This is a genomic window from Actinocorallia herbida (assembly GCF_003751225.1).
Taxonomy (GTDB): domain Bacteria; phylum Actinomycetota; class Actinomycetes; order Streptosporangiales; family Streptosporangiaceae; genus Actinocorallia; species Actinocorallia herbida.
The window spans coordinates 5,822,871-5,847,953 of sequence record NZ_RJKE01000001.1 but is presented as its reverse complement, the minus strand read 5'-3'; the positions used below and the strand labels follow the sequence as shown (position 1 = coordinate 5,847,953).

Annotated in this window: 19 protein-coding genes; 9 read left to right on the top strand and 10 right to left on the bottom strand. The window is 72.3% G+C overall.

Features of this window, described 5'->3' with window-relative positions; all coding sequences use genetic code 11:
- Positions 1 to 140: 140 nt before the first annotated feature.
- The 4 genes from EDD29_RS26535 to EDD29_RS26520 form a co-directional block, all read right to left on the bottom strand.
- The gene (locus EDD29_RS26535; protein WP_123666998.1) at positions 141 to 1,370 is read right to left on the bottom strand and encodes an epoxide hydrolase family protein; all 1,230 of its coding nucleotides are present in this window, start codon (positions 1,368 to 1,370) and stop codon (positions 141 to 143) included.
- A 43-nt stretch (positions 1,371 to 1,413) separates the two neighbouring features.
- Entirely contained in the window at positions 1,414 to 1,857 is a 444-nt protein-coding gene (locus EDD29_RS26530) for a nuclear transport factor 2 family protein (RefSeq protein WP_170201588.1), read from the bottom strand.
- A gap of 148 nt (positions 1,858 to 2,005) precedes the next feature.
- Positions 2,006 to 3,472 (bottom strand): MFS transporter, encoded by a 1,467-nt coding sequence (locus tag EDD29_RS26525; RefSeq protein ID WP_211359913.1) that lies wholly within the window; start codon positions 3,470 to 3,472, stop codon positions 2,006 to 2,008.
- A 63-nt stretch (positions 3,473 to 3,535) separates the two neighbouring features.
- Positions 3,536 to 4,123, bottom strand: a complete 588-nt coding sequence (locus EDD29_RS26520) for a TetR/AcrR family transcriptional regulator (protein ID WP_170201587.1) — start codon at positions 4,121 to 4,123, stop codon at positions 3,536 to 3,538.
- Between the two features lie 334 nt (positions 4,124 to 4,457).
- Between EDD29_RS26520 and EDD29_RS26515 the strand changes: the two genes are divergently transcribed.
- From EDD29_RS26515 to EDD29_RS26495, 5 genes are all read left to right on the top strand, one after another.
- Complete coding sequence (locus tag EDD29_RS26515) at positions 4,458 to 7,148, top strand: helix-turn-helix transcriptional regulator (RefSeq protein ID WP_170201586.1); 2,691 nt, start codon at positions 4,458 to 4,460, stop codon at positions 7,146 to 7,148.
- A complete protein-coding gene (locus EDD29_RS26510; protein ID WP_148086105.1) occupies positions 7,145 to 9,253 on the top strand; it encodes a helix-turn-helix transcriptional regulator in 2,109 nt (702 codons plus the stop codon). Before EDD29_RS26515 ends, EDD29_RS26510 begins: the two co-directional genes overlap by 4 nt.
- A 164-nt stretch (positions 9,254 to 9,417) precedes the next feature.
- A complete protein-coding gene (locus EDD29_RS26505; RefSeq protein WP_123666994.1) occupies positions 9,418 to 9,804 on the top strand; it encodes a nuclear transport factor 2 family protein in 387 nt (128 codons plus the stop codon).
- Positions 9,805 to 9,841: 37 nt separating this feature from the next.
- The gene (locus EDD29_RS26500) at positions 9,842 to 10,270 is read left to right on the top strand and encodes an SRPBCC family protein (protein ID WP_123666993.1); all 429 of its coding nucleotides are present in this window, start codon (positions 9,842 to 9,844) and stop codon (positions 10,268 to 10,270) included.
- A 54-nt stretch (positions 10,271 to 10,324) separates the two neighbouring features.
- Positions 10,325 to 10,945, top strand: coding sequence for a Bax inhibitor-1/YccA family protein (locus EDD29_RS26495; protein WP_211359912.1), 621 nt, complete (start codon positions 10,325 to 10,327; stop codon positions 10,943 to 10,945).
- A gap of 119 nt (positions 10,946 to 11,064) precedes the next feature.
- On the opposite strand, the gene EDD29_RS26490 is transcribed toward EDD29_RS26495, so the two are convergent.
- Both EDD29_RS26490 and EDD29_RS26485 read right to left on the bottom strand, forming a co-directional pair.
- Positions 11,065 to 13,767, bottom strand: coding sequence for a helix-turn-helix transcriptional regulator (locus tag EDD29_RS26490; RefSeq protein WP_170201585.1), 2,703 nt, complete (start codon positions 13,765 to 13,767; stop codon positions 11,065 to 11,067).
- Positions 13,768 to 13,930: 163 nt separating this feature from the next.
- Positions 13,931 to 16,660 carry a helix-turn-helix transcriptional regulator gene (locus tag EDD29_RS26485; protein ID WP_123666990.1) on the bottom strand — a complete coding sequence of 910 codons (2,730 nt, stop codon included), beginning with the start codon at positions 16,658 to 16,660 and terminating at the stop codon, positions 13,931 to 13,933.
- 139 nt (positions 16,661 to 16,799) lie between these two features.
- On the opposite strand from EDD29_RS26485, the gene EDD29_RS26480 reads away from it, so the two are divergent.
- Positions 16,800 to 17,642 (top strand): alpha/beta fold hydrolase, encoded by an 843-nt coding sequence (locus EDD29_RS26480; RefSeq protein WP_123666989.1) that lies wholly within the window; start codon positions 16,800 to 16,802, stop codon positions 17,640 to 17,642.
- Positions 17,643 to 17,810: 168 nt separating this feature from the next.
- Here EDD29_RS26480 and EDD29_RS26475 read toward each other — a convergent pair whose 3' ends face one another.
- Positions 17,811 to 18,731, bottom strand: coding sequence for an alpha/beta fold hydrolase (locus tag EDD29_RS26475; protein WP_123666988.1), 921 nt, complete (start codon positions 18,729 to 18,731; stop codon positions 17,811 to 17,813).
- A gap of 97 nt (positions 18,732 to 18,828) precedes the next feature.
- Positions 18,829 to 19,662 (bottom strand): oxidoreductase, encoded by an 834-nt coding sequence (locus EDD29_RS26470; RefSeq protein ID WP_123666987.1) that lies wholly within the window; start codon positions 19,660 to 19,662, stop codon positions 18,829 to 18,831.
- A 655-nt stretch (positions 19,663 to 20,317) separates the two neighbouring features.
- Between EDD29_RS26470 and EDD29_RS26460 the strand changes: the two genes are divergently transcribed.
- From EDD29_RS26460 to EDD29_RS26455, 3 genes are all read left to right on the top strand, one after another.
- Positions 20,318 to 21,556 (top strand): FAD-binding protein, encoded by a 1,239-nt coding sequence (locus EDD29_RS26460; protein ID WP_123666986.1) that lies wholly within the window; start codon positions 20,318 to 20,320, stop codon positions 21,554 to 21,556.
- Positions 21,557 to 21,615: 59 nt separating this feature from the next.
- Positions 21,616 to 21,771 carry a hypothetical protein gene (locus tag EDD29_RS45735; RefSeq protein ID WP_170201584.1) on the top strand — a complete coding sequence of 52 codons (156 nt, stop codon included), beginning with the start codon at positions 21,616 to 21,618 and terminating at the stop codon, positions 21,769 to 21,771.
- A gap of 227 nt (positions 21,772 to 21,998) precedes the next feature.
- Positions 21,999 to 23,363 (top strand): hypothetical protein, encoded by a 1,365-nt coding sequence (locus EDD29_RS26455; protein ID WP_148086104.1) that lies wholly within the window; start codon positions 21,999 to 22,001, stop codon positions 23,361 to 23,363.
- 269 nt (positions 23,364 to 23,632) lie between these two features.
- Here EDD29_RS26455 and EDD29_RS46460 read toward each other — a convergent pair whose 3' ends face one another.
- Positions 23,633 to 24,556 carry a YceI family protein gene (locus tag EDD29_RS46460; RefSeq protein ID WP_211359911.1) on the bottom strand — a complete coding sequence of 308 codons (924 nt, stop codon included), beginning with the start codon at positions 24,554 to 24,556 and terminating at the stop codon, positions 23,633 to 23,635.
- A gap of 28 nt (positions 24,557 to 24,584) precedes the next feature.
- Positions 24,585 to 25,031 (bottom strand): YybH family protein, encoded by a 447-nt coding sequence (locus EDD29_RS26445; protein WP_246053038.1) that lies wholly within the window; start codon positions 25,029 to 25,031, stop codon positions 24,585 to 24,587.
- Positions 25,032 to 25,083: the final 52 nt, after the last annotated feature.

Below are 25,083 nucleotides of genomic sequence, written 5' to 3'. Positions count from 1 at the left end.
TCGCGGCCAGGCCGGGCGCGGCCCCTGCGTCGCCGGGCAGACGGGCCGCGGACCAGGCCGCAGCGGAGCCGCGCCGGAGCGCGACTCCCGCCTGTGGGTCCGGGTCGAAGTACGCGGAGTTCCGGTGCGGTGTGCGGCCGTCAGCGGGTGCGTCCGCGGAAGGTGCGGCGCACGTCGTCGATCCATCCGTCGGGGATCTCCCAGTACACGAAGTGGCCTCCGCGCGGGTGGGCGGTGACGTTGACGTGGTTGAACCAGGGGGCGCGGGGGCTGTTCAGGAAGTCCTGGACGCGGTTCTCGGTGGTCACGCCCGGCGGGTTCTCGTAGCCGACGAGGGTGATGCCGGTGGGTGCCTGGACCGGCGGGGTGAGATCGTGGGAGGGGGTCCAGGGGTAGCGGTTGGCGTTGGCGTACAGCCGCATCGATGTGCTGATCGAGTCGGTGACCCAGTAGATCATCGCGTGGGTGAGGATCTCGTCCTTGGTGAAGACGTTCTCCACGTCGCCGTCGTTGTCGCTCCAGTTGGTCCAGCGCTCCAGGATCCAGGCGAGCATTCCTGCGGGGGAGTCGCTCAGCGCGTGGCCGAGCGTGCTGGAGTCGAGGCTGTGCACGGCGACGTGCGCGACGAACCGCTTGTGGACGGAGAGGATTCCGGCGCGGATGTCGTCGGGAACGCTTTCCGGGATCGTTTTTCCGCCGGTCAGGTCCCAGGCCCGTTCGCCGTTGAACATGTTGAGGGGGATCGGCGATCCGACGTGGATGCCGTACAGCGAGTCGGCGTACTTGTGGCCGAGCTGAGCGGTGACGAGGGAGCCCATGTCGGAGCCGGTCGCGGCGTACTTCTCGTAGCCGAGGACCTCGGTCATCAGCTGGTGGAACACGTCGGCGATCTTCCAGAAGTTCATGTCCGGATGGTCGGGCAGCGGCGTGGACCAGCCGAAGCCGGGCAGCGAGGGCACGATCACGTCGAACGCCTCGGCGGGGTCGCCGCCGTGGGCGCCCGGATCGGCGAGAGGGTCGATGATCTTGGAGGCGAACCAGAAGGTCCAGGGCCAGCCGTGGCTGATGAGCATCGGCTTCGGGTCCGGGCCGACGCCGGGCTTGCGCATGAAGTGGACCGGCACGCCGTCGACCTCGACCCGGTAGTGCTCGTACCGGTTGATCTCGGCCTCTGCCTTGCGCCAGTCGTAGTCGTCGATCCAGTAGTCGACGAGTTCCTTCAGGTACCGGCCGTTCACGCCGTAGTACCAGTCCTGGTTGCCGGCGTCGACGGCGTAGCGAGTGCGCTCCAGGCGGTTCCTCAGGTCGGTGAGCACCTCGTCGGAGACATGGACGGGAACAGGGGTCAGCGGGAAAGCGCGGGTGGACATTCGGGTGCCTCTCTGTCGGATGGTGCGGTGGCCGAGTGGCCGGTCAGGAGACGATTTCGAGCCGCAGCCGGGTGAGCTCGCATCCGGAGATGCGCCATCGGCCGTCGACCTTGCGGTACGTGTCGTGGTAGTGGCCGAAGCCGTGCATGAAGGAGAAGGGTGCCTCGGGGTGGGCCTCGCGGTCGTGGAAGATCAGGTCCTCCATCGCCCAGACGCCTTCGGCCGTGGTGTCGGAGGTGAAGGTGATCTCGTGCGTGAACAGGTGGTGCACGGGCTGGCCCGCGCCCACCCGGGCGCCGATCGTCTTCGCGAACTCGGCGGCGGTGACTTCGTTGAGGAGGCCGCCGTCGACGCCCCGGAACCGCATCACGGCGTCATCGGTGAAGAGCCCTGCCACCTCCTCCCATCTTTTGGTGTCGGCGTAGCGGGCATAGCGGGCCCTCAGTTCGCGGATCCGGTCGAGGTCGGCATGTGTCGCGGCGTTCATGCGTGTACTCCCTTTCGCCGAGTGCTGCTTCATCTGAGTACGGCAGGCGTCGTGCCTGCGCATCGGTCACGTGACCGTGAGCACATGTGGGTCCGGGGCGAGGGCCCGCCGGATTCGTCAGCGGGATCTGCGAGTCGGGCTCCGCCCTTCAGACTGCGGCGGTGCGGGCTTCCCGCCGGTGCGGGCCCTGGGAACTGTCGGGGATCAGCAGGCAGGACGCGAGTCCGACGAGCCCGGCGCCGGCCAGCAGCAGGAACACCGCGACCCAGCCGCCCTCGCTCGGAAAGCCGCCGGCCCGTGTGGTGGAGGCCAGGACCGTGGTGACGACGGCCGCGCCGACCGCGCCGCCGATGGTGCGGATGTTGGCGTTCATCCCGCTCACGGCACCGGTGTGCTCGGCGGGCACCGCGTGCACGACCAGCGCCGACAGCGCCGACAGCGCGACGCCGAACCCGATGCCCGCCACGGCGAGCAGGAGGGAGATCTGCCATGGCGCCTCGTGGAAGGCCGCGAGCAGCAGAAGGCTGGCCATCACCGGCAGGGAGCCGACGATGAGGAGGATCTTGGCCGGAATCCGGGCGGCGAGCGGCCCGGTCATGATCCCGCTCGCGAACTGGGTGAGCGTCACCGGCAGGAAGATCAAGCCGGCGACGGTGATCGACTGGCCGAGACCGTAGCCGGTGAGGGTGGGCACCTGGAGGAAGGACGGGACGAAACCGAAGACCGAGTACAGGGTGAAACCGAAGAGGAACGAGGCGAGGTTCGCCGTCCAGACCGGGCGCATCCGGAAGACGCGCATGTCGATCAGCGGATGCCGGGAGCGGTGCTCCCACCAGATCCAGAGCGTGCCGACCGCCAGGGCCCCGGCGAGCAGGCCGAGCGTCCGCCCGGACCCCCAGCCCCACTCCTGGCCGAGACTCAGCGGCAGCAGGAGCAGGACCAGCGTGCCGGCCAGCGTCACGATGGCGCCCACGTTCAGCTGCCCGCCCGCGGTCGCGCCGCGGGAGGGCGGCAGGAGGGCGAACACGGCGATCGCCACGAGCGCGTTGGCGAGGGCGGGCAGCCAGAACAGCCACGGGACACCGAGCGCCGAGACGATCGGGCCTGCCGCGAGCACACCGAGCGCCCCGCCGACCGAGCTGACCGCGGCGATCGTGCCGACCGCCATGCCGACCTTGTGCCGGGGCACCAGATCACGCACCAGGCCGAAGGCCAGAGGCAGGGTGGCGCCCCCGGCACCTTGCAGAACCCGGCCGGTGACCAGGACGGGGAGGCTGGTGGCGAGGGCTCCGATCACGCTTCCGAGCGCGAGCAGCGCGAGAACCGCCACGAGCACGCGGTCCTTGCCGATCTGGTCGCCCACGCGGCCCAGCACCGGGGTCAGCACGGCGCTCGCGAGCAGGAAGCCGGTGAGCACCCACCCCACGCCCAGCTGGCTGGTGTGCACGTGATCGCGCAGTGCCTCCAATCCGGGATTCACCACGGACTGGACCAGGGAATAGGAGACCGCGGCGACCGAAAGGAGCAGCAGTGAGGCCCGCAATCCACCCGCGGGGGCGGGGGGACGGGGCGCGGGAAGGACGGCGGAATCCACCGCGCCAGGATTGGATGACATGGTCCAATCTTGCGCCGTCAACATTGGACTGTCAAGTCCAATGTTGCGCGGCGCCCCCGAGGTCTATGCGCTCACGGGCCGAAGTGCGCCGGTCGCCGCGGGCAGCGCCGCCTCCAGGTAATCCGTGCGCCCCGTCCCCTGGAGCATCACCACACCTCCCTGGACGGCCGCCAGAATGCTCCGCGCGCGGGCGCGGGACTCCTCCGGTCCATCGGAGGTCACCGCCTCGACGCCGCGCACGAGGGCCGCCTCCCAGGAGTCATAGAGGGCGGAGATGATCGCGCGGGCCTGGGGCGAGGCCTTGCCCAGCTCGGCGGTGAGGCTGCCCAGCGGGCACCGCCGCCCCAGCTCCGTGTAGTGGTCGAGCACCGCCTTCTGCCATCCCTGCCAGGACTCCCAGGTCGACAGGTCGCCCAGGTACGGCTGCTGCGCCTCCAATACCTGCGCGGCCTCGTACTCGGCCACGGCCGCCAGGATGTCGGACCTGCCCTCGGGAAAATAGTGGAACAACTGGCTCTTGCTCGTCGCCGTGGCCACCCGCACATCGTCGAGCGTCGTCTCGGCGACCCCCTGCTCCCTTATGAGAAGCGACGCGGCCGCGACGATCCGCTGCCGCGTCGCCCGGCCCTTCGCCGTCAGTCCTCTGTTCATGCTTCCAGCATCCCACATATTGGACCTAACGGTCCATCTTGTGGTGCCCGACTCCCCGCAGGGCCCGCGACGCGACCTCATCGACCTCTGGATCACCTCCTGGGAACGGAACCGGTGGGCTCCCTCGGGTCTGCCTGGGTACGCGCCGGCCGCTCCAGGTCCCGGGTACCCGGGGGCGTGCTCCAGGGTCCGGGCAAGTCGTTCTCCCTGGTCCCGCGGGTCCGCCCTCGCGGCACATTGAGTGCGGCGGGCGGCGGTCGCCTGCAGAGGACGGATGGAGGGCATCTCGATGGTCACCGAGATGAGGGAGTGCGCGGGCGGAACCGTGGTTCCCGTGCTTTCGGCGGAACAGGAGGCCCTGCCGCTGCGTGGACGTGAGATCGAGGTCGGCCTGCTCAGCGGGCTCATCGACTCGCTGGCCCGAGGGGAGGGCGGGGCGGTGCTCGTCGAGGGGCCGTCCGGGTCGGGCCGGACCCGGCTGCTCGCCGAGGCTCGCGCAATGGCCCGTGCCGCGGGGGTTTCGTGGTGCCAGGGCGAGCCGGGGCCGGACCGGCGCCCGGTCCCGCTCCGCTCTCTCGTCGACGCCCTGCGCGCTGCGGGCCCCGCGCGGCGCGACGTCCCGGCTTACTGGTGGTGGACGCCGCGGCGTGTCCGCGACACGCTCGCCCGGCGCGCCGGGCAGGGACCTCTGGCGGTCTGCATCGACGACATCGAGCAGTGCGACCCCATGACGCTGTCCGCCCTTCCTGCCCTGCTGCGCGGACTGTCGGAGCATCCGGTCCTGTGGGTGCTGGCCACGGGAACCGCTCCCGGAGGGCCGGTCCCGGCATTGGCGCGCGTCGGGGCGGCGTGCGGACAGCGGATCGGCCTCGGCCCGCTGTCCGACGCCGACGCCCTCGGGGTCGCCGCCGACGTGCTCCGGGAGGAGCCCGACGAGGCGGTGACGCGGGTCGTCCGGCGGGCGCAGGGCGTGCCGCAGTTCATCGTGGAGATGGTCCGGGGGATGGAAGAGGAGGGGTTCACCTTGCGGGCGGGTGCCGCCGAAGCCGTCCCGCGCCGGATGCGGGTCCTCGTACGGCACCGGCTGGGCCGGCTGTCGCCATCGGTGTGCGAGGGCGTGCAGGCGGCGTCCGTACTCGACGGGGACTTCTCCGCCGAGGAACTGGGCGAGCTCGCGGGCATGTCCGCGAGCGGGCCGGCGGTGGCCGCGGAGGCGGTGGCGGCGGGCATCCTGACCGGCACGAACCGACGCCTCGGCTTCTGCCATGACCTGGTCCGAGAGGCGATCTCCGCCGACCTCCCCGCGCCACTGCGCCGTTGCCTGCGGCGTCAGGCGGTGGACGTCCGGCTCATGCGGGGCGGCAGTCCGGTGGACGTCGCCGCGGTACTCGCCGAGACCGCGCTGCCCGGAGACCACAGGGCGGTGGCCCTGCTGCGCGAGGCCGCGGCAAGCCTCGCAGCCACCGACCCGGCTGAAGCATCGGAGCTGAGCCGCGGGGCACTGCGGCTCGCGGGTCCCGAGAGCCCGCAGACCGCGGAGATCATCGGCGAGACCATGGAGCTGCTGTGGCGGGGCGGACGCACCGGTGAGGCCCGGAAGCTCGCCGAGGATGCGCTCTCCGGATTCCTCACCTCGGCGGCGGAAGCCCGGATCAGGCTGGAGCTCGGGCGTCAGGCCGGCCCCATGTCGGCGACGGAGGCGGTCCGCCAATGCCGGATCGGGCTGAGCCTGCCAGACCTGCCGAGCGGGCTGCGGGCCCGGCTGACTGCCGCCGAGGCCCTGCACCTGAACCGGATGGGGGACGTTCCGGGCGCACTGGCCGCCGCGGCGCGGGTCGTCTCCGGGCCCATGACGGACGCCGTGGTGCTCGCCGTGCGTGCCGGAGCAGAGTCGTCCCGGCTGAACCAGGGCGCCGCCTTCGCGTACCTGGACCGCGCGGACTCCCTGGGCCTCCCCGATCCGGCGGAGGCCTGCGGGCGGGCGTTCCTGCTCTCCGCCGTCGGCCGAACGGACTCCGCGTTGCGGGAGGCCGGGGCGGGCTTGGCCGCCGCCGCGCGGAACGGGCAGACGACCGCGGCGCGACTGTGGTCGATGACCCGCGCGCGGCTGCTGCTCGACGCGGGCCGCCTCACCGAAGCGGTGACCGCCTCCGAGTCCGCCCTTGCGTCCGCAGGGGACCTGGGTGCGGGGGACTTCGCCGCCACCACGGCGCGGTACGCGCGCGCCCGTGCCGCCCTGCGCCTCGCCGACACCGACGGCCCGGGCCGCTGCGTCGCCGAAGGCGCCCGGATGGAGGGCGCAGGAAACCCGGTCGTCCGGCAGGCCGGTGCGTGGCTCGCGGCGCTCGCGGCCGATGCCGAAGGCGCCCCGGCCCGCGCCGCCGAACTCGCCCGTCGGGCGTGGGACGGAACCGCGGGACCCGGTGCGCCGCCCGACCCCGCCGACCTCGCCGTGCTCGCGCGGATCGCGCTGCGCGGGGCGATGCCCGATCTGGCGGCGGAGGCCGCGACACGAGCAGCGGTCCTCGACGACGGATTCCCGCTCCTGCGCGGCGTGGCCTTCCACACCCGCGGTCTCGTTACCGGCGCCCCGGACCTCCTCGCCCATGCCGCCGGACTGCTCGCGGACACCGACCGCCCGTTGGTGCGGGCTTGCGCGGCCGAGGACGCGGGCCGGGTGCTCAAGAGCGATCCTGCGGCGCGCGGCCACCTGGAGACCGCCCTTCGCCTCTACGACCAGTGCGGCGCAGACCGCGACGCCGCCCGCGTCCGCAGACGTCTGCGCGCGCTCGGCGTGCGACCTCCGGTCCGGGAGACCGACGGTGAGGCCCGGTGGGGGCTGACCGCGACAGAGGTGCGGATCGCCCGGCTCGTCGCGCAGGGCGCCACCAACCGGCGGATCGCCGAGCGGCTGTTCCTGTCGTCGAACACCGTCGGCACCCACCTGCGGCACATCTTCGTCAAGTGGGGCATCGGCTCGCGGGTGGATCTGGCCCGCCTCGTCCACGCGCACGAGACCGCATGACCGGGCACCGGGGCTCCGGCCCCCTCCGGACGCCGCGTGCCGCCCCGGACCCGGAAGCAGGCGCACCTGCCGGAGGAGACGGAGAGCCGTCCCCCGCGGAGGTCCGCGAGCGGCTGGAGCGGCTGTCCCCTGACGCCGGACGATTGCTGCGGGTGGCCGCCGCACTCGGGCTCCGCATCGAGCCGGAGCAGCTCGCCGACATCACCGCGCGTCCCGTGGCAGGGCTGCTCCGGCCGATGCGGGACGCGATCGCCGCGGGCCTGGTGACCGAGACGGAGCAGGATCTGTCGTTCCGGAACGGCGCGGTGCGCGAGACGGTGCAGGGCACGCTGCCGATCGCCGAGCGGCGGGCGCTGCGGCGGAAGGCCGCGGCTCTGCGGCTGGCTCACGGCGCACCCCTCGCCGCGGTCGCGGAGGCGCTCGCCGAGGCCGCCGAGCCCGGTGAGCCCGAGGCCGTCGCGCTGCTCCAACGTGCGATGCGGGAGCCGGAGGCGGCCCCGGCCACCGTGGCCCGGCTGGCCGTCTGGGCGCTCGGCCTGATCCCGCCGTCCGACCCCTCACGGCCGCGGCTCGTCGCCGATGTGCTGCCGCTCCTCATCCGGGCGGGCGCCCGGGCGGACGCCAGTGAACTCAGCAGGGCGGCGCTGGAGCGGCCCGGGCTGCCCGGTCCGGAGGCCGCGCGCATCCGGCTCGGCAACGCGGCCGTGCAGCCGCAGCCCGCGGAGGCCGTGCGGCGCTACCGGGAGGTCGTCGCGCAGGGCGATGCGCCCGCGCGGCTGAACGCGCGGGCCTTGGCGCTCCTCTGCCGGACCCTGGCGTTCCTAGGGCGCCTGGACGAGGCCGAGGGCTTGCTCACCACCGCGGAACGGGAGGCCTCGGCCTGTGACAGCCGCGCCGCACTGGCGACGGTCCGCGCCGCGGAGTCGCTCCTCCGGGCGCACCGCCAGTACTACGAGGACGCGCTGTCCGGCGCGGACCTGGCGGTCGAGATGGATGCCGGCCCGGCCACCGGGGGCATGGACACCGCCCCGCAGGAAGCGTGGCGCTCATTCCTGCGCGGCCACACAGGGCACGCCGACCTCGCCCTGCGCGAAATGGGAGAAGGACTCGAACGTGCCCGCCGCAGAGGGGACGCCGGGGCCGAGCGGCTGTGGGGCACCGTCATGTGCCGGACGCTGCTCAAGGCCGGCCGGATCGCCCATGCGGCCGACATGGCCGAGGAGTTCGCAGGGACCGACGACCTCGTGGGCTCGCACGGGTCATACGTCGCGGGCCGGGCCGAACTGCTCACCGGGCGTGTCGAGGAGGCACTGGCGCGGGCCGCCGTGCTCAGCCAAGGCGTCGATCCGCTCATCCGCCAGGCGGGCCTGTGGCTGGGAGTCCAAGCCGCCGCCCGCGCCGAGGACGGCGAGAGAATCGCCGCCGCGGCGGACGTCATCGACGGGCTCACCGCCTACATCTCGCGACCGGCCGACGCGGCGGACCCGCCGGTCCTCGTCCGGATCGCGCTGCTCGGCGGCCGTCCGGAGGCGGCCCGGCGCGCCTTGGACCTCGCCGAACTGCGGGAGGCGCGCAACCCGGGCCTACCGCTGTTCGCCGCCGTCGCCGCGCACGCCCGCGGGCTCGTCCTCGACGATGTCGCCGAACTCCTGCGGGCCGTCGAACTGCTCGAGGAGTCGGCCCGGCCGCTGGCCCTGGCGTCCGCACTGGAGGATGCGGGCACCCGGCTCCTCGGCACGGACCGGGACAGGGGAGTCCCCCTGCTCCAACGGGCACTGCGCATTCACCGCGACGCCGGTGCGGACGGCGAGGCGGGCCGGCTGCGGCACAAGCTGCACCGGGCGGGTGTCCGGTCCGGACGGCGCAGCCGCCGCTCCGAACTCGGCTGGGACGCCCTCACCGAGGCCGAACGCCAGGTCGTCGCCGTGATCTCGGAGGGCGTCACGAACCGGGAGGCCGCCGACCGGCTGTTCCTGTCCCATCACACGATCGGGACCCACCTCATGCACGCCTACCGCAAACTCGGCGTCGGCTCCCGAGTGGAGCTGGCCCGGGTCGTTCTCGACCGGGCCGGGCCCGAAGCCCGTCGGCCTGCCACCAGATGAAGCGGCATGGAGTCACGGACGGTCCGGCGCATCCCGGTGGCGGGGCCGCGCGTGACTCACAGCCACATGGCCGATGTGCAGGTCCGGTACCTGGCGTATCCAGATATGACCGCATCCGACCCGGGGTGCTCGGACACCTCGGACACCAGACAGGAATGAGAGATATGAGTGACCAGCGGACGGCCCGTGACCACGGCACCGTCATCAGAGAGTTCCTCGACCTCTTCGCCCGGAAGGACGCCGCCGAACTTGCGCCCTACTTCGCCGAGGAAATCGTCTTCGAGAACTACGGGAGCCCTGTGATCCGAGGCCGGGACCAGGTGGTCGGCCTGTGGGACGGGGTGTTCTCCAGCATGGAGCGCGTCGAGTTCACCACCCTCCGCCAAGCGGTCGATGGCGACACCGTCATCGCCGAGCAGATCCACGGACTCGCCCTGCCCGGCCGCCCCCTCGCCGCGATCAGGAACATGGCCGTCTACCGGATGCGCAACGGCCAGATCACCGAATGGCGCGACTACACCAACGCCGAATACGCACGCACCCTGCTTTAACGCCGCACCCGAGACCCGATCCACAGAAGGAGAGACCATGACCACCATCCGTTTCCACCTCATGTCCGAACTGAAGCCGGACGAGGTGATGGCGGTGCTGACCGACTTCGGTCCAGCGCGCGCAGAGGCGTGGCCGACGATCGACGCCGACCACTTCAAGGTGCACGAGCAGGGAGACACCTGGGCCGTGGTGACCGAGGGCACCGAGTCGGCCTGGGAGCGGGCGCGCTACGAGTGGGATCCCGACGCGCATGAGGTCGTGATCGGCACCGAGGAGTCGAAGCTGTTCGGAGCCGGTGGCGGCTGGCGGTTCAGCATGACACCCGAGGGCGACCTGACCCGAGTCGACATCGAGCTGACCCGCAACCCGACCGCGCTGCGCGGCCGTCTCCTCGCCCTGCTGCTGCCCCTCGCCGGTCCGCCCTCGCTGCGCAAGTCCTTCAAGGGCCCGCTGCGGGGCGTTTGAGGAAGGGGGACCACCGACATGGAGGACGCCATTTCATACCGGTCGGGAGCACCTGTGTCCCGCGACCGGGCGCACACCCTGTTCGCCCAGACCATGGGCCATGTCGCGGCCACGACCGCGGTCTTCGCACTGGGCTCCTACCTGGGCCGCGACGCGGGCGGAGGGGCCGCGATCGCCGCGTTCTTGGGCGCCTTCGGGGCCCTGATCGCGATGCGGTTCGCCACGCGCTCGCTCCCGCTGACGGTGGCGCTGCTCATGGCGTTCGGCCTGCTCATGGGGCTGGCGATGGGCCCGACGCTGGCCTACTACGCCGACGCCGACCCGGACGCCCTCTGGAGGGCCGGCGGTGCGACCTCGCTGTTCGTCGCGGCGACCGGGACGGCCGGTTACGCGACCAGGCGCGATCTGACGGGCGTCGCCCGCGTGTCGTCCTGGGCGCTGCTCGCACTGATCGTGTTCGGGATCGTGCTGGCGTTCGTCAGCATTCCGGGCGGCGCGCTGGTCTACTCGGTGATCGGTCTGGTGATCTTCGCGGCGCTCATCATGGTCGACTTCCAAAGGCTCCGGACCGGGGAGGACACCGAGGCGCCGTTCCTCGCCGCGTCGATCTTTCTCGACGTCCTGAACGTCTTCCTGCTCTTCCTGACCCTCTTCTCGGGCCGGTCGGAGCGCTGAGCAGGGCGTCCGCGCACGGCGGCGGACCCGGGCGGCCGCTTCCCGGCCGCCCGGGTCCGCCGCCCTCGCACAGGTGAGCGGGGTCCCGGCAGCCGCCGGCCCAGCCTGCGGACGTCAGGTCAGGTCTCGTCCCGGCCCTTCGCACCCACACCGTGGGACGCAGGCACGGAGAGTACTCCCTTCAGCTCCTTCCGCGACGAGATGTTCAGTTTCGTGAAGATCTTGCGCAGATGCCATTCGACGGTACGGGCGCTGATGAACATCTGCGCGCCGATCTCAGCGTTGGTGTGGCCGTCGAGTGCCAACCGGGCGACCTGCGCCTCCTGGTCGGTGAGGGTGGCGTCCTCCGGGCGGCGCCGGGCTCTGCCGCCGCAGGCGGACAGCTCCCGGCGGGCACGCTCGGCGAAGGCGTCCATGCCGAGATCGGCGAGGGCGTCATGGGCGGCGTGCAGCTCGGTGCGTGCCTCGGCCGGACGGCCCGCCGCGTGCAGCCACTCGCCGTAGAGCAGCCGGGCGCGGGCGTGGTCCGGCCGGAGCCCCGCCCGCTCCAGCCGGGCGATCGCCTCGTGATGGCAGCCCTCGGTGGTCGTGCCTTCCGAGACGAGTGCGCGGCAGCGAGCGATCAGACCGTCGGCGTGGTCCGTGCCGGCCGGCCCTGCGGCGTCAACGAGTCGGTCCAAGGCCTTGCGTGCCACGTCGGGGCGGCCGGATCGCACCGCGGCCTCGACCGCCTCGGGCAGCGCCCACAGCGACAGGAACAGGGCGGGGGAGGTTTCGGCGGCGTCAAGTGCGTGCGGCAGGGCACGGTCGTGATCGCCCAGCCCGTTGCGCAGGACCGCGGCGGCCCAGTTCACCGCGGTCATCGCCACTTCCTGCCCGTGTGAACGCCCCAGGTAGGCGCCGATCCGGAAATGCGGCCGGGCGAGCGCGGGGTCACCGCGCAGCCCTGCCATGGCGATCCGGGCGTAGGGGGCCAATCGCATCTCGGTGGCCGCGGTGGCCGTCTCGGATTCGACGGCAAGCCGCTCGGCGGCGGCGACCTCACCCATCCAGGCTCTGAGCGTCCCGAGTTCGGCGAGCACGATCGGGAGCTGGTGGACATCGCCGTTCGCACGGGCCAGACCGGCTTGGCGGGTGAGCATGCCCAGCCAGCCGCGCGGATCCCAGAGCGCGCCCGCCGCCGCTTGCACGGGCCAGCCCCAGCGGAGTTCGTCGGAAGTACCGGCGGCCGTCGCGGTGAAGGCGTCGGTGACCTCGCGGAGCCGGGGCAGGGCGGAGCGCGAGCCGTCCAGGACCAGGGCGGCGAGAGCGTCCAGCAGCCGGTCGGGCAGAGCGGGACGCGAGGCGGCCGGGAGCGTGCGGGCGGCGGCGGATATCTCTTTCAGCCCGGGGCCGTCGGTGAGGGCCCCGACGTAGAGCGCGGCCGTCCAGGCGATCAGGTAACCGTCGCGAGCGCGTTCCCGGTCGTGGGGCGCCAGGCGTTCCGCCGCCGACAGGAGCAGGCCGGGGGCCGCGCCGCCTTGACCGGTCAGGAACGCGGCACGGCCCCGCACCTGCTCCAGCCGGGCCGCGTGCGGTTCGGCCAGCGGGCCGGCGAGGACGAGGTGCGAGTGGTCCCGGACGCTGTCGAAGGCGCCGCACCGCAGGCCGTGCTCCGCGGCCGAGAGAAGCCATGCCACACGGCGCTCCGGGTCGGCCGTGAGGGCGGCGGCCCGGCCGAAGAACGCCGAGGCCGCGGCGGGACCGCCGCGTGACCGGGCCTGCTCGGCCGCGCGCACGAGATCGGAGGCCGCTTCCTCGTCCGGTTCCACTACGCTCAGCGCGCGGTGCCAGGCCCGCCAGTCCGCGTCGATGACGGCGTCGGCGAGCGCACGGTGCGCCGCCCGCCGGTCCTGGTCGGTCGCCGCGTGGTAGACGGACGACCGCAGTCGCGGATCGCAGAACCGGATGCGGTCGGCGAAGACCGCCAGACCCGCCTTCTCGACGGCCCGCGGCGCGGTGTGGAGGGGGAGGCCGGACCGCATCGCGGCCCTCAGGACCAGGGAGGTTTCCCCGGTCGGATCTGCCGCGGCCAAGGTCAGCAGTGTCCGGGCGTCCGCGGTCAGGTCGTCGACCCGCGGGTCGTGGAGTTCCGGTGCGAGCGCGCCGGGCAGGCCGAAGCCGCCCGCCAGGTCGACCGGGGAGAGACCTCGCGTGATGCCGAGCAGTTCCGCCGGGTTGCCGCCGGTCTCGGCGATGATGTGGTCGCGGACCCGCTCGTCCAGCGGCCCCGGCATGGTCGCCGCCAGCAGCGCGCGGGCGTCCGGATCGGGCAGGCCGGTCAGCCGCAGGTCGTCCAGGCCCGTCAACTCGTCGTGGTCCGCGCGGGTACCGAAGACCAGGCCGACCGGGATCTCGCCGAGTCGGCGCGCGACGAATCCGAGGACCCGTGCCGAAGCCCGATCCAGCCACTGGTGATCGTCCACGACGCAGAGCAGCGGGCGTTCGGCGGTGGCCTTGGCGAGCAGGGCGAGAACTGCCAGGCCGATGTGGAACCGGTCAGGCTCAGGGCCGGCGGACAACCCGAACGCCAAGTGCAGCGCCTCCCGCTGCGGCACGGTGAGCGCGTCGGCGAACGGCAGCAGCGGCGCGCAGAGCTGGTGCAGGCCCGCGAACGCCAGCCTCGCCTCGTACTGGTGACCGGTGACCCGCAGGACGCGGCAGCCCGCCGCCTGCTCCGCCGCGTACTCCAGCAGCGTCGTCTTGCCCATTCCCCGCTCGCCGCGCACCGCCAGCGACCGGTTCCCACCCGCCCGGACCGTCTCCACCAGATCGTTGACCACCGCCTGCTCTGGTACGCGGTTCCCAAAACGGGCGATATCCGGCCGTCCGGTGGCAGCGGGCTGCCGAGCCTCCTCCTTGATCATGGGATCAGACTCGCCTGTCAGCGTCCGATGACGCCACGGTCATTCGACCACCGGCTGAGCCACTGTCATATGACTGTCTTCAGACGGTGTCGCCCAGCGCGTTCAGCGCATCGCGCAGGGCCGCCCGGGTGGTGATGCCGAGCTTGGGGAAGATCTGGTAGAGATGCGCGCCGATGGTCCGGTGCGACAGGAACAACCGCTCGCCGATCTGCTTGTTCGTCATGCCCGACGCGGCGAGCCGGGCGATCTCCAGTTCCTGCGGCGTCAGGGGCGACCCGGCGCGCGGTTGCCCGGGCGCGCGCAGCTCCCTGCGGGCCCGGTCCGCCCAGGGGACGGCGCCCAGCCGGGTGAAGCAGTCCAGCGCCGCGGCCAGTTCCGTCCGCGCTCGGGGGGTCCGGCCCAGGCGCTCACCGAGTGCGAGCCTGATCCGGGCGGCCTCGAACGCCCAGCGGTCCGAGCCGGGCGTCGCCAGCGCGCGCTCGAAATGCGCGATTCCCGCCTCCCCGGGCGTGGCCAGGCCCTCAGCGCCCGCCACGAGCATGGCGTACCGGCTCGACAGCCGGTCGATCCGCAGCTCCCGCAAGGTCCGGACATGGGCTTCCGCGGCGCCGTCCCGACCGGTGGCGACTGCCGCTTCCACTAGGTCGTAGACGCCCCAGAGCGCATGCGCGGTGTAGGGGGCGAGGGTCCCGGCGGGGGTGATGGCGACCGCCTGGGCGTAGGCGGCTTCGTAGTCGCCTGCACCCAGGCTGACCAGGGTCTGCGCCTGGAGCGCGAAGATCCGGGCGGAGCCGACGCCGCGCCGCGTCGCCCACCGGATGACCTGCTCGGCGAGTGCGTTGCCCGCGTCGGCCTCGCCCCGGCCGCCGTGCAGCAGCAACTGGTTGAACTGGAAATACCACGTGAAGAACGGATATTCGCCCGCGCACAGCGCCAGCGCCTCGTCGACGAGTTTCTGGTCCTCGGCCCATTCGCCGATGAGGAAACTCTCCATGCACAGATGCATGAGCGCGCCCAGATGACGGCGGACCGCCAGGCCGCCGTCCCGGCCGACGCGGACCAGGTCCCAGAGCAGGTCCTGGATCTCGCCGACCCGGTCGAGGTAGACGCCGGCGGTCGCCCCGCGCACGACGAGCATCGGGTCACTCGAGCGGCGGACGGTGTCGTGGAATGCGTCCAGGTGCTCCAGCGCGGAGTGGCCGGTGCGAGCCGGATCGGGGAAGGAGCGGACGGCGAGCGCGAGCACCGGCGGCGGCGCCGGGCGCAGCCGGTCGATGGCGGCGAAGAACGGGGGCCACAGCTCCGGCCGCCCGCCCCACCAGCACACCAGGTGGAGGGTGTGCAGAAGGTCGATGACGGCGGGATCACCGGCGTCAAGGACCGGGCCCGCCCCCTCCACCGCGCCGACCAGGAGCCGATAGACGGTGTCGATGTTGGCGTCGGAGTTGGTGAGCACGTAGGCGGCCGCCGCCGCCGTGTACAGGGTTTCGCTTCCGGTGCTCTCGGCGCGGCGCAGGAGGTCCGAGGAGTTCAGGATGTCGCCTGTGGCCTCCGCTCCGATGTAGGCGGCCTCGGCCAGGCGCCTGCCGCGGGTGACGGCGTCCGGACTGAGCTCGGCGGCGCGGGTGAGCGCGGCGACCGCGCCGACTGCGTCACCCCGGCGGAGTACCGCGTGGCCGGCGTCCTGGAGGAGGCGGGCGACCTTCTCGTCGGCGTCGATGGCCGCCTCGGCCAGATGCCAGGCGCGGTGCTCGGACTGGTCGGGCAGGACGGAGGCGAGGGCGAGGTGTGCGGCACGGCGCTCGGTGAGCGTCGAGGCCGTGACGGCCGCAGACCTGATCAGCGGATGGTGGAACACCAGCCGCCGGGAGGCCGCGTCGATCCGCACCAGCCGGTCGCGTTCCGCGAACGCCAGCGCGCTCAGCCCGGCGGTCTCCTTCTCCGCCGCCGCGCTGAGCGCCCGGAGGTCGCCGGTGCCGTCGAGGGCCGCCATCAGCAGCAGGCGGCGCGTCGGCTCGGGCAGCGCCGTGACCCGGGCGTGGAAAAGAGCCTTGAGGCGCTCGCTGAGCGGGAGTATCGCGGGCAGTTCCTCCTGCGCGGCGCGCTGCGAGTCGCTCAGCTCCAGCGGCAGTTCCAGCAGGGCCAGCGGGTTGCCGCCGGCCTCGGCGACGATCCGGGCCCGCACCCGCGCGGCGATGGCCGGGTAGCGGGCCGAGATCAGCAGGTTGGCCGAGGCGTCGTCCAGGGGCCGCAACTCGTACTCGGCGAGTCCTCCGTGGCCGAACGGGCTCTCGGCACCCGTCCGCGACGCGGCGAGGAAGCCGATCGTGCCGGCGGGCAGCCTGCGGGCGACCGACCACAGCAGGACGGCGCTGGCCCGGTCCAGCCAGGGCAGGTCGTCGACGAGCAGCAGGACGGGCCGCTCCGCCGCGACCTCGCGCAGCAGGTCGAGCGTGGCGTTGACGAGGTGGAGCCGCTCGGGGGACGGCCCCGTCTGGAAGCCGAGAGCGGTGAGAAGGACCGCACGGTGGGCCGGCGCGAGGTCCTTGACCAGGTCCAGCACCGGAAGGAGCAGCTGGTGAAGTCCGGCGTAGGCGATGTCCGCCTCGAACTCGACGCCGTCGGCGCGCAGGACCCGGGTACCGGCCGCGGTGAGCGTCTCGGCGACGGCGTCCAGGAGCGCGCTCTTGCCGACTCCCGCCGTGCCGATCACATGAAGGCCGGGGTTGCGACCGGCTCCCCCCGAGAAGATCTCGCAGAGGCGGCGCACATCCTCGATGCGGCCGACCATCTGGGATCGGGGGATCATGGTTCGCCTCTCCGGACCGCACGCGGGACCACAGTCGTATGACGGATGTGCGGAGCGACGAAAGGCTCCAGACTCGGAGTCAGGCTACAACGACCCCACAGATCACAACTACCTCACAGATCACCAGGAAACCACCAGCATGCTCTTCGTCACCGCCGGATACGAGGACGGCGCTCCCATCCGGATCGCCTACCGGGATCAGGGGAACGGGCGGCCTGTCGTGCTCGTCCACGGCTATCCGCTCGACAGCAGGACCTGGGACCGCCTGACCCCCGTCCTGCTCGCCGCCGGGCACCGGGTGATCACCTACGATCGCCGCGGATTCGGCGCCTCGACCCGAACGGCGGGGGGCTACGACTACGACGCCTTCGCCGCCGACCTCGCCGCCCTGCTCACCGAACTCGACCTGCGCGACGCGGTCCTCGTCAGCCACGGTTCAGGTTCCGGGGACATCGTCCGTCATCTGCACTCCCTCGGCTGCGGGCGCGCCGCGGGAGCCGCCTTCCTGGCAGGACTGGGACCCCATCTGCTGCTGACCGAGCGGAACCCGCACGGCCTCGGCCTCGGCCGGTTCGACCAGATCATCTCCGACGCGCTCCGCGACTCCGACGCCCATCTCCACGAGATCCGGCGCGACTACTTCAGCGCCATCGAGCACGAGGGAGGGCGGCTGGCCCCCGAGGAGTTCGACGCCTTCCTCACGATCGCCGCGTCCGTCTCGCCTCAGGTGCACAGCGCGATCGTCCCCTCGTGGATCACCGATTTCCGCGGTGACTACGCCGCCCTGACCGTCCCCGTGCTCATCGTCCATGGGACCGACGACCGCCTCCTGCCCCTTCGCGGGACCGCCGTCCCCCTGTACGAACTGCTCCCTCGGGCCCGCTATCTGGAGATCCCCGATGCCCCGCACGGCTTGCACTGGACCCACACCGCCGAACTGGCCACGGCTCTTCTGGGCTTTCTCGCCCGCCTGGACGGCTGAGGCGGGGCCGGGTACCGGATGCGGCCGGGTTCCGAGGCCGCGCCGATCCGGATGGGAGTCCGCTCCGCGCCCGCCCGGCCCGGGTGACGCCGCGGGAGATCCCGGCCGGGGATCTCCCGCGGACCTCCGCACGCGGACGCCGCGTCCGGGACGCGCGGAGGACGTGCGCTACGCGGCCCCGTCCGCCTCGGCCGTGGTCTCCAGGACGAAGCTGCGGACGGCGTCCGCGAACAGCGCCGGCTCCTCCACATGGCCCAGGTGACCGCTGTTCTCCAGGATCAGCAGCCGGGAGCCGGGGATCAGCTCGTGCAGTTCGCGTCCCCAGCGCACGCCGCAGATCACGTCGTGCCGGCCCACGATCACCAGGGCCGGCAGCGTCAGGTCCCTGAGCGCAGCGCGGTCGTTGACGACGTCGGGGGCCAGGTCCTCGTCCAGGCCCGAGATGTAGGTGGCCTGGACCGCGTCCCGGAGCGGGGCGTACCGTGCCTCGTCGCCCCAGAAGTCCGCGAAGTATGAGGGCAGCACGCCCTTGGCCACCGCCTCGGCCTCCTCGTCGCTGGAGATGCGGGACATCGCGTCGAACGCGGCCAGCACACCGGGCAGTCCCGGATGGCCCGAGTGCTCCGCCGCGAACTCCTCTACCATGCGACCCGCCTCCGCGGCGTGTTCGGGGCCGGTGACCGGGGAGCCCTCGTACAGCACGACGCCCGCCAGCCTCTCCGGGCGGTGCAGGGCGTGGTGGGCGGCCACGAACGCGCCGTGCGAGTGCCCCAGCAGATGCACCTTCGGGACGCCGAGCCGGTTGATCAGGATCTCCAGGAACCTGCTGTAGCGCTCCCTCGTGTAACCGTGCGGGTGTGAGGGCAGCCGACTGTCCTCCGCGGTGCCGATGGGCTCGACGTACACCATGGTGAGGTGCTCTTCGAGTGCGGGCATCCGCAGATACTCGTAGAAGATGCCGGGGCCGCCGGAGTGCGCCACGCACACCGGGCCGCTGCCGTGGACGTGGTAGCGCTGGACGAGGCCCGCCAGCCGGTAGGCGTGGGTGCCGGGGGAGAGGGGAGCGGTGTGCGCGATCGACGAGTGCATCGGATCTCCGAAGGGTGTGCTGTTCTGACAGGGAGGGGACGCCTGGCGGACGGATCGGTCCGGTCGGCGACGTGGCGCGCCGGGCCCGGCGGCCCGCCTAGGCCGGGAAGTCGGCGGCGGCGCTGATCAGGGCCCACTTCCGCGTCTCCGCGGCGCGGGCCTCACCGGCCTCCAGGGCCGCGGTCACCGCAGCGGCGCCGAGCAGGAGCCGGCGCGGCGGGGCGTCGTCGTTCACGGCGTCGATGAGGATCTCGGCGGCGCGGACCGGGTCACCGGGCTGGGCGCCGTTGTTCTGCGCCCGGTACCGGTTCATGGCGCCGACCGTCTCCTCGTAGTCGGGGCCCACGGGGTGCAGTTCCATCGACGAGCCCTGCCAATCCGTGCGGAAGGCGCCCGGCTCGACGATGAGGACCTTGACGCCGAACGGGGCGACCTCGCCGGCCAGGACCTCGGAGAAGCCCTCCACGGCGAACTTGGCGCTCTGGTAGGCGCCCATGCCCGGGGTGCCGCCGACCCGGCCGCCGAGGGAGGAGAACTGGACGAACATTCCCGAGCGCTGCCGGCGCAGGACCGGAAGGGCGGCCCGGGTGACGTTGACGACCCCGAAGAAGTTCGCCTCGAACTGCGCGCGGAAGTCGTCCTCCGCCATCTCCTCGATCGGCCCGCTGTTGGCATAGCCGGCGTTGTTCACGACGACGTCGAGTCGGCCGAAGCACGCGACGGCAGACCGGACCGCGTGCCGAGCGGCGGACGCGTCCGTGACGTCCAGTGCGGTCGGCAGGACCCGATCGCCGTAGGCCGAGGCGAGATCGGCCAGCCGCTCCGGACGGCGCGCGGTGGCGACCAGGCGGTCGCCGGCCGCCAGGACCGCTTCGGCGAGGGCACGCCCGAAGCCGCGGGACGCTCCGGTGATCAACCATGTACGGGACATGCTCGGACCTTCGTTCTTCGTCGATGTTCCGGATGGTCCGCCGTGCCCGGGTGGGCGGTGCGGGCCCGAGCACGGCGGAGTGTTGCCGTGTCCCAATGTCGTGGTGCGCCGTGGGACGGACATCTGTCGTTTGACTTGCGGTTTTTCGCGGGGTCGGAGACCATTCCTCACCAAGGGCGCCACGGCCTCGGAGGTACTCGACGGAGTCGATCTGAGCGGATGCCGGATGATCGTCACCGGCGGATCCTCCGGGATCGGAGTCGAGACGGTGCGCGCTCGCGGGGGCGGGGGCCGAAGTCGCGATCGCCACCCGCGACCCCGCCGCCGCGGACCCGCTGGTCAAGGAGTTCCGGCACCGGGACCCGCTCGCCGTGGAAGACCTCCAGGTCGAAGGACGTCATCAGGCCGCCGCCCGAGAGAGTGCGCACCGCCCGCCCGTGGGCCTCGGCGCGCGCGGACCACCATGATCGGAACAGTCCCGCTTGAACCGCACCTCCATACAAGTCGGCGGTTCAAACACCACAACCCCTGAACAGATCAGGTGTTGCAACGACCCCTAGAACCCAAGAGCCGGGGCCCTTGTTCGGCCCAGCGGCCCCGACGAGGCGAAAGGCCGCATCCGCCGTAGAGTTGGCGCGAAGATCCGGCGGAACGGATGGGGGCAGAGGCTGTGATCACGAACTGGGCGGGCAACGTCAGGTACGGCGCGAAGCGGATGCACCGGCCGGGGACAGAGGGGGAGCTGCGGCGGATCGTCGCCGGGGCCGACCGGATCCGGGCGCTGGGCTCGGGGCACTCCTTCAACCTCGTCGCCGATACGTCTGGCGATCTGATCAGGTTGGACTCTCTGCCCGCGACGGTCGAGATCGACCGTGACGCCGCGGCGGTGACCGTCTCGGCCGGGACGCGGTATGCCGAGCTCGCGGCCGCGCTGCACGCCGAGGGGCTCGCGCTGGCGAACATGGCGTCGCTGCCGCACATCTCGGTGGCGGGCTCGGTCGCGACCGGAACGCACGGATCGGGGTGCTCGCTGCCGTCGCTGGCGGCAGCTGTGACGGCGCTCGACCTGGTCGGGCCTTCGGGGGACGTGCTGACGCTCACGCGATCCGATGACCGGTTCCCAGGGGCGGTCGTGGCGCTGGGCGCGCTCGGCGTCGTCGTCAGGCTGACGCTCGAGATCGAGCCCGCCTTCGAGGTGGCGCAGACCGTCCGGCTGGACGTCCCGCTGGAGGAAGCCGCGGACGACTTCGACGCGCTGTTCCACTCCGCGTACAGCGTCAGCCTCTTCACCGACTGGCGGGGAGATGGACGGGTCTGGCTGAAACAGCGACTCGACCGTCCCGGCCCCGGCTGGACGGGCGGCCACGCGGCCGACACCCCGCAGCATCCCATCCCCGGCGTCGCGCCCGGTCCGGCGACGCCCCAGCTGGGAGTGCCGGGGCCCTGGCATGAGCGGCTGCCGCATTTCCGGCCCGAGTTCACCCCGAGCGCCGGCACCGAGCTCCAGTCGGAACTGTTCCTGCCCCGGTCACGCGCCCGCGAGGGCTTCACGATCCTGCGTGAGCTGTCCCCGATCTTCAGCGATCTCCTGCACATCTCCGAAGTGCGGACGATCCGGGCCGACGATCTGTGGCTCAGCCCCTGCTACGAGCGGGACACGGTCGCCTTCCACTTCACCTGGAAACCCGTCGCGGTCGACGCCGCGCTGGCCGCGATCGAGGCCCGCCTCATCCCGCTGGGCGGCCGCCCCCACTGGGGAAAGCTGACGACCCTCGCTCCGCAGCCCGTCGCGGCCCTGCACCCGCGCTCGTCCGACTTCGCAGCCCTGGCCCGCGATCTCGACCCCGACGGCAAGTTCGGCAACGCCCTCACCGAAGCCCTGTTCCACCCCTGAATTCCAGGCCCCCGCACCCGGCCGCCGCCGTCCGCCGACTCCGGCTGTCCCATCAGAGGATGGCCTTCCACCACGACGTTCTCGTCACCACCTCCCACTACGCCGGAGCCCTCCTCTGGACCCGCCGCCTTCCACCGGGCCATCCGGACCGAACGCCCCTGACGGCCTTCACGACCGACGGGACGCTCCTGGCCGGCACCGAGAGCCACCCATGACCTGGGGCGGCGGCAGGTTGATCCACGGGCCGGTGCCGTGCAGGTCGTGCCGCCGGATCCGGGTGGTACCTGGCCCCCGGGGGCCTCGGCACCTTTCACCTGGCCTCGCGCACCCGGCCGCTCGTCCGCTTCGGCCTTCCGCGTTCCCAAGGCTCTGGACACGGCTCCTTACGTCAGCGGGGCGTGATATCCAAGATCCTCCCGAACCCCCCAACGGGAGGACACAAGTGAAGAGAGCAATGGCGATGGTGCTGGGATTCGTCCTGGCCTGCCTCGCGCTCGCACCGGGACAGGCCCTCGCGGCGCCCGGCACCGAGACGCGGATCGTGGATCTCGCGGGCGTCGGCCTGCAGCAGTCGAACCCCCAGCCGTGGATCAGTGGGAAGCTGCGTACCGCTTCCGGTGACCCGGTAGCGGGCGCGCAGGTGCGGATCGAGCATCCCGTCGGTGAGCCGGAGTCGGTGCAGGCGGTCGGGACGACCGGTGCCGACGGCTCTTTCGACATCGGTGACTTCACCGGGCCGGCGCCCTGGCCCGCGACGACGGAGCCGTACGCGTTCGACGGGCGGTACCGGGCGCACTTCGCCGGGACCGAGGAGCATGCGGAGTCCTCGGCCGAGGTGGTCCTGGAGAGCGACAAGCGCGCGACGCGCCTCACCCTCGACACTCCTGCGGCCGGCCCCTATGCCGTGGGCTCGATCCTCACCGTGTCCGGCACCCTTGAGCTGGAGCAGGAGGACGGCACCTGGGCGAGGCCCGCGTCGGCCCAGGTCGGCGTCATCACCAGCGCCTACGGCGGCGGCACGAACAGCGGCTCGGCCCAGGTCGTCGACGGCCGGTTCGCCTACGACCTGACGATCCTGAACGAGGTCGACGAAGGCGCCGGGTCGGACGGCGGCCCGTTCCTGGGCGCCATCTACGACGGAGGGTCCGATAACGACTACCAGCGTGTCGTCTGGGGGCCGCTCCGCCCCGTCGTCTCCGACCGGGTGACGGTCGAGGTGAGCCCGCCCGTCCTGGGCACGAACAGCATGATCAGGGTGCACGCCGAGAGCCCCGACGGCACTCCGCTCGCCGGCCTTCCCGCCGAGGTGTACTCCCTCGAGGGCTCCTACCCGTACCCGCTCTTCGAGGCGAGGGGGACCACCGACGCCAACGGCGACTACACGGCGGAGCCGCGGGTCTGGACGGACACCATCAGGGCCTACCGGGTGGAGGTGCTCGGCACGACCGCCCTCCCCGTCACCGTCCCGGTCCTGGTGACCCATGAGATCTCCCTCGTCGGGGTCACCGCGCCGGCCAAGGCCAAGAAGGGCGAGCCCTTCACCGTCGCCGGAGCCGTCCAGTACGTCGGCATCGACTACGAGCCCGTGCCGTACCCGGGCGCCACCGTCACCCTCGCCTGGTCGGTCGACCGCAGGACCTGGCACGACGCCTCCTCACAGACCGTGGGCCTCGACGGCGCCTTCGCGTTCTCCCCGACCGCCACGCGCAACGCCTACTGGCGGGTCACGGCGGGCGGCGACCAGACGCAGCAGGGCCGGGCCTCCACCCCGGCCGTCCGGATCTTCCGGGTCAAAACGAAGAAGTGACCCTTCCCGCCCTTCTCCCGCGAGGAGGGGAGAAGGGCGGGAAGGCATGAGATCGGCGTTCACCCACAGGCCCGGCGGAACGGGCGGGCGGACACGGTCGAGGGCGCACGGTCCTGCGCCGGGTCGTGCTCGGGACGCCGGGGCCGGGCGCGTTCCGCGTCGTCCCGAGGTCACCCCGCAGGACATCCGCCACACTCTGCGCGTTCTGGCTCCGCACCTCCGGGGTGGACCTGATCGCGATTCAGGAGGTTTCCGTCCGGGTGGGGGCGTCAGGGGCGGGGTCCAGAGGATGAGGCCGGATTCTGCGACTCCGGTGAGGAGGGCGCCGGTGGTGGGGTGGAAGGAGAGGTGGACGACCCTGGAGGGGGGCGGGGGGAGGAGTCGGCCTTCGGGGGTGCCGGAGGGCCAGCGCGGGAGGTCGACCGTGTCGGCGCGGGCCACGGCGAGGGTGTCGCCGGAGGAGGTGAAGGCGAGGGCTCCGGCGCCGGCGAGCGGGAGGCTGGAGAGGGCGGAGCCGGTGGCGGGGCCATAGGAGGTGAGGACGTCGCCGCGAGAGACGGCGATCCGGTCGCCGTCGGGGTGGTGGGCGACGGCCTCGATGGGGCCCGCCAAGGGGAACGGGAGGGGCCGCGCGGTCGTGGCGTGCCAGGATCGGGGCCTGCCTCTGTGCAGGGTGGTGAAGGACGCGCCGTCGGGGGCGAACGCCGCGGATTCGGTCCACCAGTCGCCTCGCGCCGGTCGATCTCCGCGGTCGCCGAGAACCCGGCCCGCCGTCCGTTCCACTGGTCCGTGCCGAACCCGTTCACCTCGACGGCCAGCGGCAGCTGCCGGGTGACGCCGTGCAACGTCAGGTCGCCGTCGATGATCCAGCCGTCGCCGGCCCGGCGGATCCCGGTCGAGCGGTAGTCCATCGTCGGATACTTCTCGACCTCGAGGTAGTCGGCGGTGCGCAGGTGCTCGTCGCGCATCGCGTGGCCGGTGTCGATCGACGTCAGGTCGATCGACGCGGTGGCGGAGGAGTCCAGGAGCTCCTCGCCGGTGATGATCGTGACGTCGAAGGCGGTGAACCGGCCGCGCGTCTTACTGATCATGAGGTGGCGGACGGAGAAGGCGATCTCGGAGTGGACCGGGTCGGCCTTCCAGGTGCCGACCAGGTAGTCGGGGATCGCGACGGTCGCGGGGATGGTGCTCATGTCCTCGTCTCCAAAGGTGTGTGGTGCGTCAGGGCTGGAGGTCGGTCACGCCCTTGCCGGACACGATGTCCAGGGGCACCGAGACCTGGTCGTGGGCGATCAGCCAGATGCCGTCTATCTTCCGCAGGCCGTAGGTGACCCTGACCCACATGCCGGCCGCGGCCGTCCCGGTCTTGAGCGTGCCGCTGAGGCGGGCGAAGGCGTGCCCGAAGGCCACGTCCTCGCCCGCGGTGAGGCTCAGGTCGCGGATCTCGTAGGTCACGGTCTCGAAGAACGCGAACACGTTCGCCCAGTTCCGGGCCTTCGCCGCGATCCCGAGGTGCTGGAGCGGAGGCTCGACGTCGAACGACACGACCTCCGCCGTGTAGACGGCGTTCAGCCCCTCGAGATCCTTGTCCCGGAGCGCTTCAACGATCTTGTCGATCTGCCTGCGGATCTGGGCTTCGTCCGCCTCACGCTGCGTGGGCATCGTCATCGGAGTTTCCCTTCGAGGTAGGCCTTTCGGCTTCCGACACCCGAAAATATGA

Bases quoted from the DNA above. Each gene is read 5' to 3' on its own strand.
- EDD29_RS26505 (WP_123666994.1), top strand. From the start codon at position 9,418: ATGAGTGACCAGCGGACGGCCCGTGACCACGGCACCGTCATCAGAGAG.
- EDD29_RS26485 (WP_123666990.1), bottom strand. From the start codon at position 16,660: ATGATCCCCCGATCCCAGATGGTCGGCCGCATCGAGGATGTGCGCCGC.
- EDD29_RS46460 (WP_211359911.1), bottom strand. From the start codon at position 24,556: ATGAGCACCATCCCCGCGACCGTCGCGATCCCCGACTACCTGGTCGGC.
- EDD29_RS45735 (WP_170201584.1), top strand. From the start codon at position 21,616: ATGGCCTTCCACCACGACGTTCTCGTCACCACCTCCCACTACGCCGGA.
- EDD29_RS26475 (WP_123666988.1), bottom strand. From the start codon at position 18,731: ATGCACTCGTCGATCGCGCACACCGCTCCCCTCTCCCCCGGCACCCAC.
- EDD29_RS26500 (WP_123666993.1), top strand. From the start codon at position 9,842: ATGACCACCATCCGTTTCCACCTCATGTCCGAACTGAAGCCGGACGAG.
- EDD29_RS26525 (WP_211359913.1), bottom strand. From the start codon at position 3,472: ATGTCATCCAATCCTGGCGCGGTGGATTCCGCCGTCCTTCCCGCGCCC.
- EDD29_RS26470 (WP_123666987.1), bottom strand. From the start codon at position 19,662: ATGTCCCGTACATGGTTGATCACCGGAGCGTCCCGCGGCTTCGGGCGT.
- EDD29_RS26445 (WP_246053038.1), bottom strand. From the start codon at position 25,031: ATGACGATGCCCACGCAGCGTGAGGCGGACGAAGCCCAGATCCGCAGG.
- EDD29_RS26535 (WP_123666998.1), bottom strand. From the start codon at position 1,370: ATGTCCACCCGCGCTTTCCCGCTGACCCCTGTTCCCGTCCATGTCTCC.
- EDD29_RS26510 (WP_148086105.1), top strand. From the start codon at position 7,145: ATGACCGGGCACCGGGGCTCCGGCCCCCTCCGGACGCCGCGTGCCGCC.
- EDD29_RS26460 (WP_123666986.1), top strand. From the start codon at position 20,318: ATGGGGGCAGAGGCTGTGATCACGAACTGGGCGGGCAACGTCAGGTAC.
- EDD29_RS26520 (WP_170201587.1), bottom strand. From the start codon at position 4,123: ATGAACAGAGGACTGACGGCGAAGGGCCGGGCGACGCGGCAGCGGATC.
- EDD29_RS26530 (WP_170201588.1), bottom strand. From the start codon at position 1,857: ATGAACGCCGCGACACATGCCGACCTCGACCGGATCCGCGAACTGAGG.
- EDD29_RS26480 (WP_123666989.1), top strand. From the start codon at position 16,800: ATGCTCTTCGTCACCGCCGGATACGAGGACGGCGCTCCCATCCGGATC.